Origin of the sequence: Streptomyces sp. NPDC053560 (genome assembly GCF_044544605.1) — a bacterium.
GTDB lineage: Bacteria > Actinomycetota > Actinomycetes > Streptomycetales > Streptomycetaceae > Streptomyces.
In genome coordinates, this window is record NZ_JBITXI010000004.1 from 199,127 (window position 1) to 216,829 (window position 17,703).

Here is a 17,703-nt window from a genome sequence, read left to right on the forward strand (position 1 = left end):
CTACTTCGGGGAGTCGTCCTCGCCGATGTGGTGGACGCGGACCAGGTTCGTGGAGCCGGGGACGCCGGGGGGTGAGCCGGCGGTGATGATCACTACGTCACCGGGGCGGCAGCGGCCGATACGGAGGAGCTGCTCGTCGACCTGGGCGACCATCTCGTCCGTGGAGTCGACCGTCGGGCCGAGGAACGTCTCGACGCCCCAGGTGAGGTTGAGCTGGGAGCGGGTGGCCGGCTCCGGCGTGAAGGCGAGGAGCGGGATCGGCGAGCGGTAGCGGGAGAGCCGGCGGACCGTGTCGCCGGACTGCGTGAAGGCCACGAGGAACTTCGCGCCCAGGAAGTCGCCCATCTCGGCGGCGGCGCGGGCGACGGCACCACCCTGCGTACGGGGCTTGCTGGTCTCGGTGAGGGGGCGCAGGCCCTTGGCGAGGATGTCTTCCTCGGCGGCCTCGACGATGCGGCTCATCGTGCGGACGGTTTCGGTGGGGTGCTTGCCGACGGAGGTCTCGCCGGAGAGCATCACCGCGTCCGTGCCGTCGATGACGGCGTTGGCCACGTCGGAGGCCTCGGCGCGCGTGGGCCGGGAGTTGTCGATCATCGAGTCAAGCATCTGTGTGGCGACGATGACCGGTTTGGCGTTGCGCCGGGCCAGCTTGACCGCGCGCTTCTGAACGATCGGGACCGTTTCGAGCGGCATTTCGACGCCGAGGTCTCCGCGGGCGACCATGATGCCGTCGAACGCGGCGACGATGTCCTCGATGTTGTCGACGGCCTGCGGCTTTTCGACCTTGGCGATGACGGGGAGGAAGCGTCCTTCCTCCTGCATGATGCGGTGGACGTCCTCGATGTCGCGGCCGCTGCGTACGAAGGACAGGGCGATGACGTCGGCGCCGGTGCGCAGTGCCCAGCGGAGGTCGTCCTGGTCCTTCTCGGAGAGGGCGGGGACGGAGACGGCGACGCCGGGGAGGTTGAGTCCCTTGTGGTCGGAGACCATGCCGCCTTCGATGACGCGGGTGCGGACCTCGGGGCCGTCGACGCCGATGACTTCGAGGGTGACCTTGCCGTCGTCGACGAGGATGCGTTCGCCGGTGGTGACGTCGGCGGCGAGCCCTTCGTAGGTGGTGCCGCAGACGTTGCGGTCGCCTTCGGTGTCCGGTTCGACGGTGATGGTGAATTCGTCGTCGGTTTCGAGGAGGACGGGGCCTTCTCGGAATCGGCCGAGGCGGATCTTCGGACCTTGAAGGTCGGCGAGTACGCCGACGCTGCGTCCGGTCTCGTCGGATGCCTTGCGGACCCGCTCGTAGCGCGCCTCGTGGTCGGCGTAGGTGCCGTGGCTGAGGTTGAAGCGGGCCACGTCCATTCCGGCTTCGACGAGGGCTTTGATCTGCTCGTACGAATCTGTGGCGGGTCCCAGGGTGCAGACGATCTTTGCTCGGCGCATGGGTCGACCCTATGACTTACCGGCCGGTAGAGACTTGTGGAGAAGTGACTGCCCAACGTCGGTGCGGTGAAAGGCTCTTGACAAGTATTGCAATGTGCGAGCACCCGCTCCTATGAGCAGTATTCGAGCCTTGCACGTGCACTCGTACATACGTCCGCACAAGCTGCTCGACGTCCGCACGAGCCGCTCGCTGTTTGCGCGGTCGCCTCGTACGCATGTCCGTGTGTGACACCGCCAGTGCGTGCGGCACTGTCAGGGCGTGCGGCACTGTCACCGCTCGCGGCATCGTCAGAGCGTGGGGCGCGTCATCGTGAAGCGTGCGTTGACGTGTGCGTAGACGGTCTGTTGCTGGGGTTCGAGGTCGAGCGCGGGGGCGGTCTCCTCGTGGGCGGCGCCTCCGTAGGCGGCACGGGAGCGGAGCATGGGGTTGCCGGCGGGTGCGGGGGCTTCGGCGCCGATGTCGGCGAGTTCCAGGAGGGCGTCGAGGCGGGCGCCGAGCGCTTCGGCGTATTCGCGGGCGCGCTGGACGGCTTCACGTACGGCCTGCTGGCGGGCTTCGCGGTGGGCCGGTGAGTCGGGGCGCAGGTCCCACCAGGGGCCGGCGACGCGGGTGAGTTCGTGGTCGGCGAGGCGGGTGGCGAGTTCGCCGAGTGCACTGAAGTCGGTGACGGTGGCGGTGAGGTGGACGCTGCCGTGGTAGGCGCGGACGCGTTCGCCGCGGCCCTTGTGGGTGAGCTGGGGAGTGACGGTGAAGGCGCCGGTGGCGAGCTTTTCCACCGCTTCGCCGTAGCTCTTGACCAGGTCGATGACTTCGGTGTTGCGGCGGGTGAGGTCCTGGAGGGCGGCGGCGCGGTCGGTGCCGCGGGCCTGGACGGTGATGCCGATGCGGGCGATTTCGGGGTCGACTTCGAGGCGCGCTTCGCCGCGTACGGCGACGCGCGGGGCGTCGGGGGTGCCGTACGGGAGGGCGGGCTCGGGGTGCCCGGCGGTGGTGAAGGGGGTGGGCGCATCGGTCATGGGGCGGGGGGCTCCTTCGGGTGGCGCGACGCGGTGGTGTGCCGGGTGGTCGGGGCCGCGTGGTCTCCGGGCAGGCCTCGCACAGTTTCCGTGGAGAGCCTCGCACGGTGGCGGGGGTTTGTCAGGCGAGTGCGGGAGTGGTGGGCGGCGTGGTGGTCATCCGATCGCAACCTGTGAGGGGTGTTGCGGGAGTTGCGCCTGCGCCAGAATCTACGCGCGTTGTTCCGCTGTACGTCCAGTTGTACGACCAACGGTTCGCAGGGTTGCGGACGGTCAAGGAGAGTCATGCCGCTCGATCGCAGAACGTTTCTCGGGAGTTCCGTCGCCACGGGCGCCGGGGTGGCGCTGACGGGTGCGGGGGCGCCGTCCGCCGCGGCGGAGGAGCCGGCGGGTGCTCCGCTCGCCGCCGGTCGCGGGCCGGGGCACGGTCATTCCGGCAAGCGGTACGCGTTCACCGTGATGGGGACGACCGATCTGCACGGCAACGTCTTCAACTGGGATTACGCGACGGACGCGGAATTCGACGACGCGGCGCACAACGATGTCGGGCTGGCGAAGATTTCGACTCTCGTGAACGAGGTGCGTGCCGAGAAGGGCCGCCGTAACACGCTCCTGATCGACGCGGGTGACACCATTCAAGGGACACAACTGGCGTACTACTACGCCAAGGTGGATCCGATCACCGGGGTGGGCGGTCCGGTCCATCCGATGGCGCGGGCCATGAATGCCATCGGTTACGACGCCGCGGCGCTCGGCAATCACGAGTTCAATTACGGCATTCCGGTGCTGCGCAAGTTCGAGGAGAGCTGCGATTTCCCGCTGCTGGGCGCGAACGCGGTGGATGCGAAGTCATTGCGTCCGGCGTTTCCCCCGTACGTCATCAAGCGTCTGCGTACCCCGCACGGCCGGGATGTGCGGGTCGGCGTTCTGGGGCTGACGAATCCCGGCATCGCGATCTGGGACAAGGCGAACGTGCAGGGGAAGATGGCTTTTCCGGGTCTGGAGGAGCAGGCCGCGAAGTGGGTTCCCCGGTTGCGGGCGCGGGGCGCGGACGTGGTGATCGTCGCGGCGCATTCGGGGTCGAGCGGTACGTCGTCGTACGGCGATCAGCTGCCGTATGTGGAGAACGCGGCGGCTCTGGTGGCGCAGCAGGTGCCGGGTATCGACGCGATTCTTGTGGGGCATGCGCACACGGAGATCGCGGAGTACCGGGTGAAGAATGAGCGGACGGGCCGTGAGGTGGTGCTTTCGGAGCCGTTGAAGTGGGGGCAACGGCTGACGCTGTTCGACTTCGAGCTGGCGTGGGAGCGCGGACGTTGGTCGGTGGATGCGGTGTCTGCTCGGGTGCTGAATTCCAGTGCGGCGGCGGAGGACGAGCGTATTTCCGGGCTGCTGCGTGATGCGCACGCGAAGGTGGTGCGGTATGTGAACCAGGTGATCGGCCGGTCGACCGCGCGGCTGTCGGCGGCGGAGGCGCCTTACAAGGACACTCCGGTGCTTGATTTCATTGCTTTCGTGCAGGCAGAGGTGGTGCGGAAGGCGCTGGCCGGTGGGGAGTACGCGGATCTGCCGGTGGTGTCGCAGGCGTCGTGTTTCTCGCGTACGGCGGAGGTGCCGGAGGGGGAGGTGACGATCCGCTCGATGGCGGCGCTGTATCCGTTCGACAACACGCTGGAGGCGCGGGTGCTGACCGGCGCGCAGCTGAAGGATTACCTGGAGTTCTCGGCCCGGTATTACGTGCGGACGCCGGCGGGCGGTGAGGTGGATCCGTCGAAGCTGACGAATGCGGACAACATCCCGGATTACAACTATGACGCGGTGAGCGGGGTGTCGTACGAGATTGATATCGCGAAGCCGGCGGGTCAGCGGATCGGGAAGCTCCAGCTGAATGGCGAGGCGTTGGATCCGGCGGCCCGTTTCGTGCTGGCGGTGAACAATTACCGGGCGAGCGGTGGCGGGAATTTCCCGCATGTGGCGAAGGCGAAGCAGGTGTGGGCGACGTCGGACGAGATCCGGAATCTGATCATTGAGTGGGTGAAGCAGTCGGGTTCGATCGATGCGTCGCGGTTTGCGTCAGTGGACTGGAAGCTGGCGCGGGACGGCGTTCCGGTCTTCTGACGGGCGGGGGGTGGCGGGCGGCTGGTGCTGGAGCCGCCGTCCGCCGGCGGTCTGCGTGGAGCGCGGCTGTGGTGCCAGGCCGAAGGTGGTGAAGGCGGTGCGGTCGGGGAGGGGGTAGGGCCTGGTGCCGGTGAGGTGGTTGAGGATGACGGCGCTGCGCCAGGCGGCGAGGCCGAGGTCGGGTGCGCCGACGCCGTGGGTGTGGCGTTCGGCGTTCTGTACGTAGACGGAGCCGGTGACGCGGGCGTCGAGGTCGAGCCGGTGGTGGGTGTCGATGCGGGGGCGGCCTGCGGTGTCACGGCGGAGATAGGGGTCGAGGGCGCCGGTGAGGGCGTCGAGGCTGCGTTCGCGGTAGCCGGTGGCGAGGACGACGGCATCGGTGGTGAGGCGGCTGCGGGTCTGCTGGTGGGCGTGTTCCAGGTGGAGTTCGATGGTGTGGGCGCCGATGCGGCCGGCGGTGCGGACGGTGACGCCGGGGGTGAGGACGGCGTCGGGCCAGCCGCCGTCGACGGTGCGTTCGTAGAGCTCTTGGTGGATGGCGGCGATGGTGTCGTGGTCGATGCCCTTGTAGAGCTGCCATTGCTGGGGGACGAGGGCGTCGCGGGTGGCTTCGGGGAGGCCGTGGAAGTAGCGGGTGTGGTCGGGGGTGAACTGTTCCAGGCCGAGTTTGCTGTATTCCATGGGCGCGAAGGCGGGGGTGCGCGCCAGCCAGTGCAACCGTTCGTTCCCTGCGGGGCGGTTGCGGAGCAGGTCGAGGAAGACTTCGGCGCCGGACTGGCCGGAGCCGATGACGGTGATGTGGTCAGCGGCGAGCAGGCGTTCGCGGTGGTCGAGGTAGTCGGCGGAGTGGAGGACGGGGAGGGCGGGGGCGTCGGCGAGCGGCCGGAGGGGGTCGGGGACGTGAGGTGTGGTGCCGATGCCGAGGACGACGTTGCGGGCGTAGGTGCGGCCGAGCGCCTCGGCTTCGCCCTCGGCGTCGAGCTGGGTGTGGTCGATCTCGAAGACGGTGTGTTCGGTGTTCCAGCGGAGGGCGTCGATCTGGTGGCGGTAGTGGAGGCCGGGGAGGTTTTCGCTGACCCAGCGGCAGTAGGCGTCGTATTCGGCGCGTGGGGCGTGGAAGCGTTCGGCGAAGTAGAAGGGGAAGAGCCGTTCGCGGTGCCTGAGGTAGTTCAGGAAGCTCCAGGGGCTGGTGGGGTCGGCGAGGGTGACGAGGTCGGCGAGGAAGGGGACTTGGAGGGTGGCGCCTTCGATCATGAGGCCGGGGTGCCAGTGGAAGGCGGGGCGCTGGTCGTAGAAGGCGCAGGTGAGGCCTGCGAGGGGCTGGGCGAGGGCGGCGAGCGAGAGGTTGAAGGGGCCGATGCCGACGCCGACGAGGTCGAGGGGGGTGCGCGGGTCCGGGGCGGTGGCGGTGGTCATCGGGGGGTGTGGCCTTCCACTAGGTCGAGCAGGGAGTGCAGGTCGTCGGGGTGGGCGTGGGGGTTGAGGAGGGTGGCTTTCAGCCAGAGGCCGGTGGGGGTGGTGGCGCGGCCCAGTACGGCGCGGCCGTCGTGGAGGAGGCGGCGGCGGATGGTGGCGATGGTGGTGTCGTCCGCGCCGGTGGGGCGGAAGAGGACGGTGGTGAGGGTGGGGTGTGAGTGGAGTTCGAGGGCGGGGCGGGCTTCGACGAGGTCGGCGAGGGTGCGGGCGGCGGTGACGGTGCGGTCGACGAGGTCGGCGAGGCCGCGGCGGCCGAGTGCCTTGAGGGTGACGGCGATCTTGAGGATGTCGGGGCGGCGGGTGGTGCGCAGTGAGCGGCCGAGGAGGTCGGGGAGGCCGGCTTCGGTGTCGTCGTCGGCGTTGAGGTAGTCGGCGCGGTGGTCGAGGGGGGCGAGGTCGCGCGCGTCGGGGACGGCGAGGAATCCGGCGGCTACCGGCTGCCAGCCGAGTTTGTGCAGGTCGAGGGTGACGGTGTGGGCGCGGTCGAGGCCGGTGAGCAGGTGCCGGTGGGCGTCGCTGAAGAGGAGCGGGCCGCCGTAGGCCGCGTCGACGTGGAACCGGGCGCGGTGGGCGGCGGCGATGTCGGCGAGTGCGGGCAGCGGGTCGATGGCTCCGGAGTCGGTGGTGCCGGCGGTGGCGACGACGAGGAGTGGCCGGCCTGCGAGGCGTTCGAGGGTGGCGGCCAGGTCGGTGGGGGCGAGCGTCCCGTCGGGGGTGGGGACGGTGACGGGGGCGGGCAGTCCGAGCAGCCAGGCGGCGCGGTGGACGCTGTGGTGCGCGTTGGCGCCGCAGACGACCTGCAGGGATGGTCCGGCGGGGGTGGACGGTGCGGTGTGGGGCGGGTGCGGATGGGTGGTGGTGTGGGGGTGGGTGCAGGTGTGGGGGCGGCCGGGGTGATCGGGGCCGTGGCCGGACCGGTCGCAGGGGCGGTGCGGATCTCGCTCGCCGAGGGGCGTGCCGGGTTGTCCGCCGGTGTGCCGGGCGGCGTGGTCCCGGCCGGCCTCGTGTGTGGTGCCGTGTGTCCGGCCGGCGTGTTCGCGTACGGTCTCGCGTTCCCGTGCGGCGTGCTCGGGGGTGTTCTCCCGCTCGCGTACGGTGCGCTCGCGGGTCTCGTGCTCCCGGGCGGTGTGTTCTTTGGCTGCGTGTTCCCGGGCGAGGAGGACGGCGAGCTGGTTGGACTCCGTGCCGCCGGTGGTGACCAGGGCGTCGGCGTCGGGCCCTTCGGGGTGGACGAGGTGGGCGAGGGTGCGGGTGGTCAGGGCTTCCAGTTCGGAGGCGGCGGGGGCCTGGTCCCAGGAGTCCATGGAGGGGTTGAGGGCCGAGGCGGCGAGGTCGGCCGCGGTGGCCAGGGCGAGCGGCGGGCAGTGCAGATGGGCCGCGCAGTGCGGGTCGGCGGGGTCGGCGGCGCCGGCGGCAAGGGTGCGGACGATCGTGTGCAGGGCGGCGTGCGGGCCGGTGCCGGTGTCCGGGAGGAGGGGGGCGCAGGCGTGGTGCACTGTCTCGGCGACGCTTCCGGGGCCGCCGGCGGGCAGTGGTCCGCCGCGCTCCGCGGCTCCGGTGTGCAGGGCGTCGAGCACGGTGTGGAGCAGGGGTCGCAGCGCTTCGGGGCCCTGGGGTCCGCCGGCCAGCTCGGGGGTGGCGAGGGAGGGTTCGGGGGCCGCGGCGGGTGCGGGGGTGGGAGCAGGGGTGGCGGCCGCGGGAGCCGGAACGGTTGGCCGGGTGGGGCCGGTGGTGGCGGCGTCGAGGAGAGCGGTGGTGACCGCCGGTGCCGGGGCCTGACTCGCGTGGTGGTTGACCTGGTCGTCTGCTGCCGGTGTCGTGTCGCCTCCTGTCGTGTGGGGGTCGGGTGGGGTCCTTTCGGGGTCGAGAGGGCCGGGGGTGCGATCGCCTGGGGCCGGGGTGCCTGGGGCGGGCACAGGCATGGATGTGCCCTTCTTGTCGGGGATTTGATCGGTTTAGGGCGACCTAAGTTACTTCCGGTGTCGAGCCCTTCGCCGAGATGCGGGCGGAGTCCACTCTCACGAGGGACACACGTGCGGGTTGAGGCGCGCGGATCTGCTATGGGCTCCGCGACGCCCCCTCCCATCCCCGGCCCTGACCTGCTACGCGACAGTCGTGTGGCGGTCCGTGGGCATCACCCCTGACCGTTTTGGACGGCCAGCGCGCGGCGCAGGTCGTCGAGTTGGTCGGTGAGCTTGCGCCGGAGGGCCGGGGTGGGCGCTTCGTCGCGCAGGCACGCCTCGCCGGCCCGCAGGGTGTCCGGTTCGACGAGCACCGCGGGGAAGCCGTACCGGCCTGCGGCTTCGGCCAGGGCGGGGCCGCGGCGGTCGGCGAGGGGGACGGCGTCGGTGAAGTACCGCTCCACGTAGGGGCGTACGAGGTCGGCCTGTTCGGGTGCCCAGAAGCCGGTGGCGGTGGCCGTGAAGAGGTAGGCGGACAGGTCGTCGGCCGGGTCGGTGGTGAACATGGCCTTCCAGGCGGTCTTCTTGGCGGCCGGGTCGGGGAGCGCGGCGCGGCAGCGTGCCGCGCCTTCCTTGCCGCTGGCGCTGGGGTCGCGGGTGGCTTCGGCGTCGATGGCGGCCGGGGTGGTGGCGCCGAGGACGGCGAGGCGGCCGAGGATGCGCCAGCGCAGTTCGGGGTCGAGGGCGGGTCCGCCGGGCACGCTGTCGCCGTCGAGCCAGTCCTGGATGCCCGCGGGGGTGGTGGCGCTGTCGATGAAGGTACGGACGGCGGCCAGGCGCAGGCCCTGGCGGTCGCCGTGCTCGCTGCCTTCGGTGCGGCGCAGGATGTCGCGGCAGAGGTCGGAGAGGGTGGTGAGGGCCGCGGGGCGGTCGGCGGCGGGGAGGTAGCGGTCGGCGATCTGAGTGCGCGCGAAGGCCAGTACGCCTTGGACGACGGCGGTGTCGGTCTCGTGCGGGAGGTGGGTGCGGACGGCTTCGAGGTAGGCGGCGGCCGGCAGTTCGCCGTCGCGGACCATGTCGCGTGCCGCGTTCCACACCACGGCGCGGGTGAGGGAGTCGGGGAGGCCGGAGAGGGCGGCCTGTGCGGTGGCCCAGGAGGTGGGGTCGAGGCGGACCTTGGCGTAGGTGAGGTCCCGGTCGTTGAGGAGGACGAGGTCGGGGCGGCGGCCCGGGAGGGTGTGGGTGCCGCCTTCGGGGAGGTCGTGGGTGAGAGGGGCGCGGGGGACGAGACGGGCCGGGTCGGTGGGGTCCTGATCGTAGAGGCCGATGGTGAGGTGGTGGGGGCGGTCGCCCTGGTGGGTGACGGTGAGGGTCCAGGAGCCGTCGGTGGTCTCGACGACGGGGGTGAGGATGTCGACTCCGGTGGTGCGCAGCCACTGCTCGGCCCAGGCGTGGACGTCGCGGTCGGTGGCGCGGGCGAGGGAGTCGGTGAAGTCGGCGAGGGTGGCGTTGCCGAAGCGGTGCCGGGCGAAGTGGTCGTTGATGCCGGCGAGGAAGTCCTTCTCTCCCATCCAGGCGACGAGTTGGCGCAGTGCGGAGGCGCCCTTGGCGTAGGAGATGCCGTCGAAGTTGAGGAAGGCGGAGGCGGTGTCGGGGACCGCGTCGGGTGCGGGGGCGACGGGGTGGGTGGAGGGGCGCTGGTCGGCGTCGTATCCCCAGCTCTTACGGGCGACGCCGAAGTCGGTCCAGGTCTCGGTGAAGTGGGTGGCTTCGCTGAGGACCTGGTAGCCCATGTACTCGGCGAAGGACTCGTTGAGCCAGATGTCGTCCCACCAGGCGAGGGTGACGAGGTCGCCGAACCACATGTGGGCCATTTCGTGGGCGATGACCATGCCGCGGGTCTGGCGCTCGGTGTCGGTGACGGCGGAGCGGTAGACGAATTCGTCGCGGAAGGTGACCAGGCCGGGGTTCTCCATGGCGCCGGCGTTGAATTCGGGGACGAACGCCTGGTCGTAGGAGTCGAAGGGGTAGGGCTCGTCGAAGAGCTGGTGGTAGCGGTCGTAGCAGCGGCGGGTGATGTCGAAGATCTCTTCGGCGTCGGCGTTGAGATAGGGGGCCAGGGAGCGGCGGCAGTGGATACCGAACGGGAGGCCGGCGTGCTCGGTGCGGACGGAGTGCCAGGGCCCGGCGGCGATGGCGATGAGGTAGGTGCTGAGAGGCGGGGTGGGGGCGAGGGTCCAGTGGCCTTCGGGGGCCCGGGTGGCGCGGGAGTTGCCGAGGACGGTCCAGCCGTCGGGGGCGGTGACGGTGAGGGCGAAGACGGCTTTGAGGTCGGGCTGGTCGAAGGCGGGGAAGACGCGCTGGACGTCTTCCATGAACAGCTGGGTGTAGAGGTAGGTCTCACCGTCGGCGGGGTCGGTGAAGCGGTGCATGCCTTCGCCGGTGCGGGAGTAGCGCATGGTGGTTTCGATGCGCAGTTCGTGTTCGCCTGCGGTGAGGCCGGTGAGCGGGAAGTGGTTGTCCGCCAGGTCGGCCGGGTCGAGGGGGGTGCCGTCGAGGGTGATGCTGCGGAGTTCCTCGGGCTTGAGGTCGAGGAAGGTGTCGCCCGGGGTGCGCGCGCTGAAGCGGATGGCCGTGCGGGAGGTGAAGTGCTCCTCGCCGGTGGTGAGGTCGAGGTCGATGTCGTAGTGGTGGACGTCGAGGATGCGGGCTCGGGTTTGCGCTTCATCGCGCGTCAATGCGGGCATGGCGTCATGCTGCCGCAGGCCGGCGGCTCCGCGCACCCATGCCTTGCTGCCTGTGGAAAACTCGGTCGGGCGGGTTCGCCGGTGCGGGCCGGGGCCGGCTGGGCGGGTGCTCAGCGGCGGAGTCGTGCCGTCTGCCCGAGCGGGGCGAGCCGTGCGCCTGGGCGGTCCGACCGTTAAGCGGCCCGGCTTCTCAGGGCTAAGATTTCTGATGGATCACGGCCGGGAGCCCGGCCCGATGGGCGAGCCCCGGGGAGGGTGCCGAGATGGCGAGGAAGACAGCGGCGCAGGACGCGGTTGCCGGGATCATCGAGGACTGGCAGCGGGAACGCCCGGAGCTGGACACCTCGCCGCTGGAGGTGCTGGCGCGGCTGCACCGTACGTTCCTGCGGTACAGCGCGAAGCTGACGGCTTCGGTGGAGGCGCACGGGCTGTCGGTGGCCGGTTTCGACGTGCTGACGGCGCTGCGCCGGGCGGGGAAGCCGTTCAAGCGCACCGCGGGTCAGCTGGCCGATTCGGGGCTGATCTCGTCGGCGGGTGTGACGCTGCGCATCGACCGGCTGGAGAAGGACGGGCTGATCGTCCGGGAGCGGGACCCGGAGGACCGGCGGGTGGTGCGGTCGCGGTTGACGGAGGAGGGGCTGGCCAAGATCGACGAGCTGTTCGCCGAGCACTTGGAGAACGAGCGGCGGATGCTGGCCGGCCTCTCCCCCGCAGAGTGCCGTCAGCTGGCGCGGCTGCTGTCCAAGCTGGAGCGGTCCATCACGGAGTCGGGTGCGGCGGAGCCGGAGTCGCCGTCCGGGGCATGAGCCGCCCGTCGGTGGCGGCCGGGCCCGGGCCGGGGCGGAGCAGGAGCCACGCCCCGCACACCAGCGTGATGGCCTGCGCGCCGATCAGCAGGGCGTAGCCGGCGCCGAAGCCGTGCCCACCGCCGAGGGCGATGGCCGCTCCCATGGCGGTGGGCATGAAGGCGGAGACGAGGTTGCCGACGCCGTTGACCACTCCGTACGCGCTGCCGACCGTGCCGGCGGGTGCGTGCCGCTGCACGAGGGTGGGGATGGCCGGGCCCTGCAGTCCCCAGAAGCCGCCCGCGAGGACGAGTCCGGTGGCGGCGAGCCAGGCGGCGTCCGCGGTGATCACCAGCAGGACGCAGCTCCCGGTGCCGAGCGCACCGATGACGAAGAGCAGGGGCAGCCGCCGGGCGGGCAGCTTGTCGATGAGGTGCCCGCCGAGGAAGCCGGAGGCCAGGCTCATCAGGAAGGGCAGCGCGGAGACGGTCCCCATCTGTGCGAGGGAGAAGTGGCGTTCCTGGAGGAGGTACGCCGGCAGCCAGGAACTGCTTCCCCACAGGTAGGCGAGGGTGGCGATCTCGATGAGGAGGATGCAGCCCAGGCGCGGGGTGCGCAGGGCTTCCCGAAGGGTCGCCGCGACGCCCCGCCGCGCTTCGGAGGGCGCGTGTTCGCCCCTCCCCTGTGCTGCGTGCCGGCGGCCCCGTATGAACAGCGCGATGAGCGGCAGCCCGATTGCCGCGTTGAGGAGCGCGAGGAGCACGAAGGAGGTGTGCCAGTCGTAGCGGTGCACGAGGTAGGTGATCAGCGGCAGTCCGAGAGCGGTGCCCAGGGAGACGCCCATGGAGCTGACCGCGTTGGGCCGGCCCACCTCGTGGGGCGCGAAGTGCTCCTTGACGTACATCGTCTTGAGCGAGAACAGCGGCCCTTCGGACGCGCCCAGAAGGAAGCGGACCGCCACGAACATGAGGGCGCCGAGCGCGTACGGGGACAGCAGGGTGAGTGCGGCCCACAGGCCGACGCTCAGCAGAAGGCCGCGCCGTGCGCCCAGGGCGGATTCGTACAGCGGCGTGAGGAAGAAGGCGGCGAGTCCGTACCCGATGAGGAAGACGGTCATCAGGGCGCCCTGGAGGACGCGGTCGCCGGTCATGCCGAAGTGGTCGGTGAAGGCCCGGTCGGTGATCAGTACGGAGACGTTGACGCGGTCGATGTAGGAGATCAGGACGACGGCGAGCAGGCTGAGGACGCCCGCCCACCGCCGCGGGGAGGCCGCGGCGGTGGGCGGTACGGCGGTCGGCGCCACGGTGTCAGCGGCCGGCGGGGGCGGTCGTAGCGGGCTCCGGGGCGGCGAGCGCGGCGGCCTGCTGTTCGGCCGCTGTGCGGTAGAGGCGGCGCAGCCGTACGACTCCGAGGTCGTGCTGGTAGAGGTTCTCGGCCTGGTCCGCGTCGTGCGGCATGGCCTCCAGCATCACGCGGTCCTGTTCGAGGACCTCCCAGTGTCGCTTCTCGATGAGGGTGCGGTACAGGAAGCGCCAGGTGTCGCGCTGCCAGCCCTCGACGTTGCGGTAGCGCCAGAAGAAGACGCCACTGCGGCGCGCGTCCACGGGGCAGATCATGCCGACGATCCCGAAGGGGCCGCCGGGGCCCGCGGACGGCGGGTACGGGATGGACAGGTCGACCCAGTCCACTCCGGTGCGGCACAGCTCCACCCAGTCGAAGTTGACGCCGCGCTGGTCGGTCTTCTCGAAGAAGTAACCGCGGTCGGTCTCCCGGATGCGGAACTTGGCGGTGGTGTCGCCGTCGAACATCGTGTGCGAGTCGTGGTGGAGGAACTGGCCGTGCATCGGGTCGAGGAGGTTCTCCATGCCGAACCGCCACGGCACGTTCCACTCCGCGTAGCAGAGGATGGCCTCCGTACCGGGGGCGGTGAGCGGTTCGGGGAGCGTCAACTCGCACGGCTCCGGGTGCTGCTCGTCTCCGAAGTACGCGAGGATCGCCCCGCCCACCTCGCGTACGGGGAGGCTGGTGACGAGCTTCTTGCCCTCCAGGTTGCAGCCGGGCAGGCCGGGCACTGAGGAGACGGTGCCGTCGCCCTCGACCTCCACGCCGTGGTACCAGCAGGCCACACGGTCCCCGAGGTGCTTGCCGAGGGAGAGCCGGGCGCCCCGGTGGGGGCAGCGGTCGGCGAGCATGTGGAGGGTGCCGTCGCCGCGGCGGAAGAGGAGCCAGTCCTCCCCCAGGGCGGTGACCTTGCGCATGCCTCCGGGGGTGACGAAGTGGGAGGGCACCACGGGGTGCCACTGGTTGCGCAGTCCGGTGGCGTAGATGTGGTCCGCGGTGGCGGTGTGTCCGGTGATGTCCGGTCGGGTGAGGGTCATGTCAGGCTCCCAGGCGGTGCATCTCGGCGCGGAAGGTGTCCTCGGTCCAGGGGGTGCCGTCGGGGGCGTGCACCTGGCGGGAGTTGAGGCCGCGGATGACGTCGGCGAGTTCGTGGCCCTCCTTGGTGAAGACCTCTTCGAGGGTCGCGGCGAGCTTGTACTCGTACGGGGTGGGCTCGTGCGTACGGGACTGGTGGACGTCCAGGTACGGCCATGGGGTCATCGGTGCCTCCGGGTTCACAGGCGAGCGGGTGGCTTACAGGTCGAGGACGAGGCGGTCGGAGGCACAGCGCGAGACGCAGATCATCATGGTCGCGTTCGCCGCGTGCTCGGCCTCGCTGAGGAGGAAGTCGCGGTGTTCGGGGACGCCTTCGAGGACGCGGGTCTCGCAGCTGCCGCAGATGCCGTCCCGGCAGGAGTTCTCGGCCGGTACGCCGGCGGCCTCGGCGGCTTCGAGGATCGAGGTGTCGGCGTCGACGCTGAGCGTCACTCCGGAGCGGCGGCACTCCACTTGGAAGGCGCTGTCGTCTCCGCTGCGCTCCACCGTGGGCGCGGCGAACCGCTCCACCCGGAGCTGCGCCGCGGGGCAGCGTTCCTCGACGGCGACGAGCAGGGGTTCCGGCCCGCAGCAGTACACGAGGGTCTGCGCGTCGAGGCCGTTCAGGGCGGCGTCGAGGTCGATGTGTCCGTGCTCGTCCTGCGGGTGGAGGACGAGTTCGCCGGGCCCTTGTGCGGCGAGGTCGGCGAGGTCGGTGCCGAAGGCCATCGAGGCGCGCGTGCGGCCCCCGTGGACGAGCCGCCAGGGCACGCCCCTGCGGGTGGCTTCGCGGGCCATGGCAAGCAGCGGGGTGATGCCGATGCCGCCGGCGATGAACAGGTACGCGGGTGCGTCGGCGAGCGCGAAGTGGTTACGGGGGCCCACGACGGTGACGGTCTGGCCGGGGCGCAGCCGGTCGTGGACGAAGCGGGAACCTCCGCGGGAGGTCGGTTCGTTGAGGACACCGAGGCGGTAGCGGCTGGTGTCGTGGGGGTCGCCGCACAGGGAGTACTGCCGGGTGTGGCCGCCGACGTGCAGGTCGAGGTGGGCGCCGGGCTGCCAGGCGGGCAGGGGCTTGCCGTCGGGGTGGACGAGGTCGACGGAGAGCACACCGTCGGCTTCCCAGGTCATGCGGTGGACGAGCAGGTCGAGGCGGGCCTCGCCGGCCGTGGCCTGGTCGGGAGTGTCCGGCTGGGCGTCGTTGCTGGTCATGGCGTCGGCCTCCTCACGCGGTGGGGATCTTGACGGGCGGGGTGAAGGGGTTCTTCATGGGGCCGAGGGCGGTCAGGTCGACCTCGACGAGGGTGGGGCCGCCGGATGCGACGGCCTCGGCGAGGACCGGCGCGGCGTCGGCCTCGGTGGCGATCCGGGCGTAGGGCAGGCCGCAGGAGCGGGCCAGGAGGGAGAAGTCGGGGGTGGCGAGGTCCACTCCGGAGCGGCGTTCGCTGTAGCGGTCCTGCATGTTGCGGAGCACGCCGTAGCCGCCGTCGTTGAAGACGACGAGGGTGAGGGCGGGGCGCTCCTGGGCGAGGGTGAGGAGCTCTCCGAGGTGCACGGCGAGGCCGCCGTCCCCGGCCATGACGACGGTGGGTTCGCCGGGCCGTGCGAGGGCGGCGCCGATGCCCATGCCGAGGCCCTGGCCGATGCCGCCGCCGCGCGGGAAGACGTTGTCGCGGGGGGCGTAGATCTCCAGCAGGCGGTTGCCCCAGCTGCTGGAGGGGATGGTGACGTCGCGGGCGACGACGGCACGGCGGGGCAGGGCGGCGCGCAGCGCGTCGCAGACGGCGGCCTGCGGCCCGATGGCGTCGTGCAGCGCGGCACGCACCTCCGCGCGTACGGAGGCGACGCGGACCGTCCAGGCGGACTCGGCTCCCTCGGTGGCTTGCTCGGTGCCTCCAGTGGCTTGCCCGGCGCTCGCGGCGGCCGGCTCACTGCCCTCGGTCGCGGCGCTGTCGTCGGGAGCCGGGACCGCGGCGGGCAGGCGGGCGAGCAGGGCACCGAGCACGGCGTCCGCCTCGCCCTGCAGCGCATGCCGCGCCGCGTAGACACGTCCCAGGGCGGCGGCGTCGACATCGATCTGGATGTGCGCCTCGGGCAGGGCCAGCGAGTAGTCGCCGGTCTCGTTGGAGCGGAAGTGCGTGCCGATGGTGAGCAGGACATCGGCGTCGGCGAGCAGCGCTCGGCCCGTCGGCGTGGTGGCGAAGTTGCCGATGACCTGCGGGTGGTCCTCGGGTACGGCGCCGCGGCCGGAGTTGGAGGTGAGCAGGCCGGCGCCGGTGCGCGCCAGCAGCTCCGCGAGCCGGTCGGCGGCGCCGCACGCCCCTCCCCCGGCCCAGACGAGGGGCCGACGGGCCCCGGCCAGCAGACACGCGGCGGCGTCCAGTGCGGCGTCGTCCGGGTGGGGTGTCGCCGACTCCGGGGCCACGGCGTCGTCGTCCTGCTGCGCCGCGTACTGCAGGTCGATCGGCCACTCGACGCTCGCGGGGCCACCAGGTGCGCGCAGCGCGGCGCGCGCCGCCTCACGAAGGATGCGACCGGCGGCCTCCGTGGAGGGCACGGTCGCCGCGTACGTGGAGACCGCCCGCAACATGCCGAGCTGGTCCTTGGTCTCGTGGATGAACCCGCGGCCGCTGCCCAGGTACTGGCTTTCGACCTGCCCCGTGACGTGCAGAACTCCCGTACCGGCACTGAGCGCTTCGATGAGCGAGCCGGCCGCGTTGCCCGCGCCGGTCCCGGTGGAGGTCAGGGCACAGCCCAGGGAGCCGCGGGCGCGCCCGTAGGCGTCGGCGGCGTTCACGGCGGTGGCCTCGTGGCGTACGGGCACGAAGCGCAGCTCACGGTCGACGGCTTCGACGAGCGGCAGGTTGTGGACGCTGACGATGCCGAAGACGGTGTCGATGCCGAGTTCGCGCAGGACGGCGACGAGGAGGTCGCCTCCGGTGGGGTGGTGCGTCATGGAGGCTCCTCAGAGGATGCCGCGGCCGACTCCGCCGCAGACGTCGATGCTGGTTCCGGTGATGTAGGAGGCGCGCGGGGAGAGGAGCGCCAGGACCGCGTAGGCGACCTCCTCGGCGCGGCCCAGGCGGCCGAGGGCGATGCCGCGGTCGGCGGCCAGTTCCGCCTGCCACTCCTCGTAGCTCAGCCCGCTGTCGGCCGCGGCGTGCCGGCGCGTCCACTGCCCGGTGTCGATCAGGCCGAGGCAGACGGAGTTGACGCGGATGCCGTCGGGCGCGAGTTCCCGGGCGAGGTTCGCGGAGAGGTTGAGGATGCCGGCGCGGGCGGCGCTGGTGGTGATGAGGCGCGGCTCGGGCTGCTTGGCGAGTACGGCGTTGATGTTGACGATGCCGGCGGCGTCGGAGGCGCGCAGGTGCGGGAGGGCGGCGTGCAGCGGGTTGAGCACGCCGGCGAACTTCAGCTCCAGCTCGTCGCGCCAGTCCTCCTCGGTGGTCTCCGCGAGCCGCTTCATGCGGGACTGTCCCGCGTTGTTGACCAGGCCGTCGAGGGAGCCGAAGTGGTCGGCGGTACGGGTGACGAAGTCGCGTACGGCAGCGGCGTCCCGTACGTCGCAGGCGCCGGTCAGCAGCCGGTCGTCGCCCGCTCCGAGGCGGGCCGCGGCCTTGTCGAGGCGGTCGGCGTCACGGCCGCAGGTGGCGACGCGTGCGCCTTCGTCCAGGAGGGCGCGGACCGTGGCCAGGCCGACGCCCGAGCTGCCTCCGGTGACCAGTACGGTGCGGTCGGCGAGGCCCAGGTCCATGGGGTGTCCTTCGTCTTTCGGGTGGTGAGCGGTTCGGTGTGGCGAGCGGTTCG

13 protein-coding genes are annotated in these 17,703 nt (G+C 71.4%); 2 read left to right on the forward strand and 11 right to left on the reverse strand.

The window, feature by feature from the left end:
- A complete protein-coding gene (gene pyk / locus ACIGQF_RS10705) occupies positions 1 to 1,437 on the reverse strand; it encodes a pyruvate kinase (protein WP_399707944.1) in 1,437 nt (478 codons plus the stop codon).
- A 288-nt stretch (positions 1,438 to 1,725) separates the two neighbouring features.
- On the reverse strand, positions 1,726 to 2,454 hold the full coding sequence (locus ACIGQF_RS10710) for an SIMPL domain-containing protein (protein ID WP_399707946.1): 729 nt from the start codon (positions 2,452 to 2,454) through the stop codon (positions 1,726 to 1,728).
- A gap of 285 nt (positions 2,455 to 2,739) precedes the next feature.
- Here ACIGQF_RS10710 and ACIGQF_RS10715 point away from each other — a divergent pair, with 285 nt between their 5' ends.
- Complete coding sequence (locus ACIGQF_RS10715) at positions 2,740 to 4,572, forward strand: bifunctional metallophosphatase/5'-nucleotidase (protein WP_399707948.1); 1,833 nt, start codon at positions 2,740 to 2,742, stop codon at positions 4,570 to 4,572.
- On the opposite strand, the gene ACIGQF_RS10720 is transcribed toward ACIGQF_RS10715, so the two are convergent.
- The 3 genes from ACIGQF_RS10720 to pepN all read right to left on the reverse strand — a co-directional run bounded on the left by ACIGQF_RS10720 (position 4,528) and on the right by pepN (position 10,696).
- Entirely contained in the window at positions 4,528 to 5,988 is a 1,461-nt protein-coding gene (locus tag ACIGQF_RS10720) for a lysine N(6)-hydroxylase/L-ornithine N(5)-oxygenase family protein (RefSeq protein WP_399707950.1), read from the reverse strand. The two genes, ACIGQF_RS10715 and ACIGQF_RS10720, sit on opposite strands and share 45 nt — an antisense overlap.
- Complete coding sequence (locus ACIGQF_RS10725; protein ID WP_399707952.1) at positions 5,985 to 7,970, reverse strand: pyridoxal phosphate-dependent decarboxylase family protein; 1,986 nt, start codon at positions 7,968 to 7,970, stop codon at positions 5,985 to 5,987. Before ACIGQF_RS10725 ends, ACIGQF_RS10720 begins: the two co-directional genes overlap by 4 nt.
- Before the next feature lie 212 nt (positions 7,971 to 8,182).
- On the reverse strand, positions 8,183 to 10,696 hold the full coding sequence (gene pepN / locus ACIGQF_RS10730; RefSeq protein ID WP_399707954.1) for an aminopeptidase N: 2,514 nt from the start codon (positions 10,694 to 10,696) through the stop codon (positions 8,183 to 8,185).
- Between the two features lie 263 nt (positions 10,697 to 10,959).
- Here pepN and ACIGQF_RS10735 point away from each other — a divergent pair, with 263 nt between their 5' ends.
- Positions 10,960 to 11,502 carry a MarR family transcriptional regulator gene (locus tag ACIGQF_RS10735; RefSeq protein WP_361560443.1) on the forward strand — a complete coding sequence of 181 codons (543 nt, stop codon included), beginning with the start codon at positions 10,960 to 10,962 and terminating at the stop codon, positions 11,500 to 11,502.
- Here ACIGQF_RS10735 and ACIGQF_RS10740 read toward each other — a convergent pair.
- From ACIGQF_RS10740 to ACIGQF_RS10765, 6 genes are read right to left on the reverse strand one after another with little or no spacing between them, the layout of a single operon-like run.
- Positions 11,456 to 12,784: an MFS transporter gene (locus ACIGQF_RS10740; RefSeq protein ID WP_399707956.1), complete on the reverse strand. Its 1,329-nt coding sequence runs from the start codon at positions 12,782 to 12,784 to the stop codon at positions 11,456 to 11,458. The genes ACIGQF_RS10735 and ACIGQF_RS10740 overlap by 47 nt on opposite strands.
- A 4-nt stretch (positions 12,785 to 12,788) precedes the next feature.
- Positions 12,789 to 13,859 (reverse strand): Rieske 2Fe-2S domain-containing protein, encoded by a 1,071-nt coding sequence (locus ACIGQF_RS10745; RefSeq protein ID WP_399707958.1) that lies wholly within the window; start codon positions 13,857 to 13,859, stop codon positions 12,789 to 12,791.
- Position 13,860: 1 nt separating this feature from the next.
- Positions 13,861 to 14,082, reverse strand: coding sequence for a recombinase-like helix-turn-helix domain-containing protein (locus tag ACIGQF_RS10750; protein ID WP_052869760.1), 222 nt, complete (start codon positions 14,080 to 14,082; stop codon positions 13,861 to 13,863).
- Positions 14,083 to 14,115: 33 nt separating this feature from the next.
- Positions 14,116 to 15,108 carry a PDR/VanB family oxidoreductase gene (locus ACIGQF_RS10755; RefSeq protein ID WP_399707960.1) on the reverse strand — a complete coding sequence of 331 codons (993 nt, stop codon included), beginning with the start codon at positions 15,106 to 15,108 and terminating at the stop codon, positions 14,116 to 14,118.
- A gap of 13 nt (positions 15,109 to 15,121) precedes the next feature.
- The gene (locus ACIGQF_RS10760; protein WP_399707962.1) at positions 15,122 to 16,852 is read right to left on the reverse strand and encodes a thiamine pyrophosphate-binding protein; all 1,731 of its coding nucleotides are present in this window, start codon (positions 16,850 to 16,852) and stop codon (positions 15,122 to 15,124) included.
- Between the two features lie 9 nt (positions 16,853 to 16,861).
- On the reverse strand, positions 16,862 to 17,650 hold the full coding sequence (locus tag ACIGQF_RS10765) for an SDR family oxidoreductase (protein WP_399707964.1): 789 nt from the start codon (positions 17,648 to 17,650) through the stop codon (positions 16,862 to 16,864).
- Positions 17,651 to 17,703 lie beyond the last annotated feature (53 nt).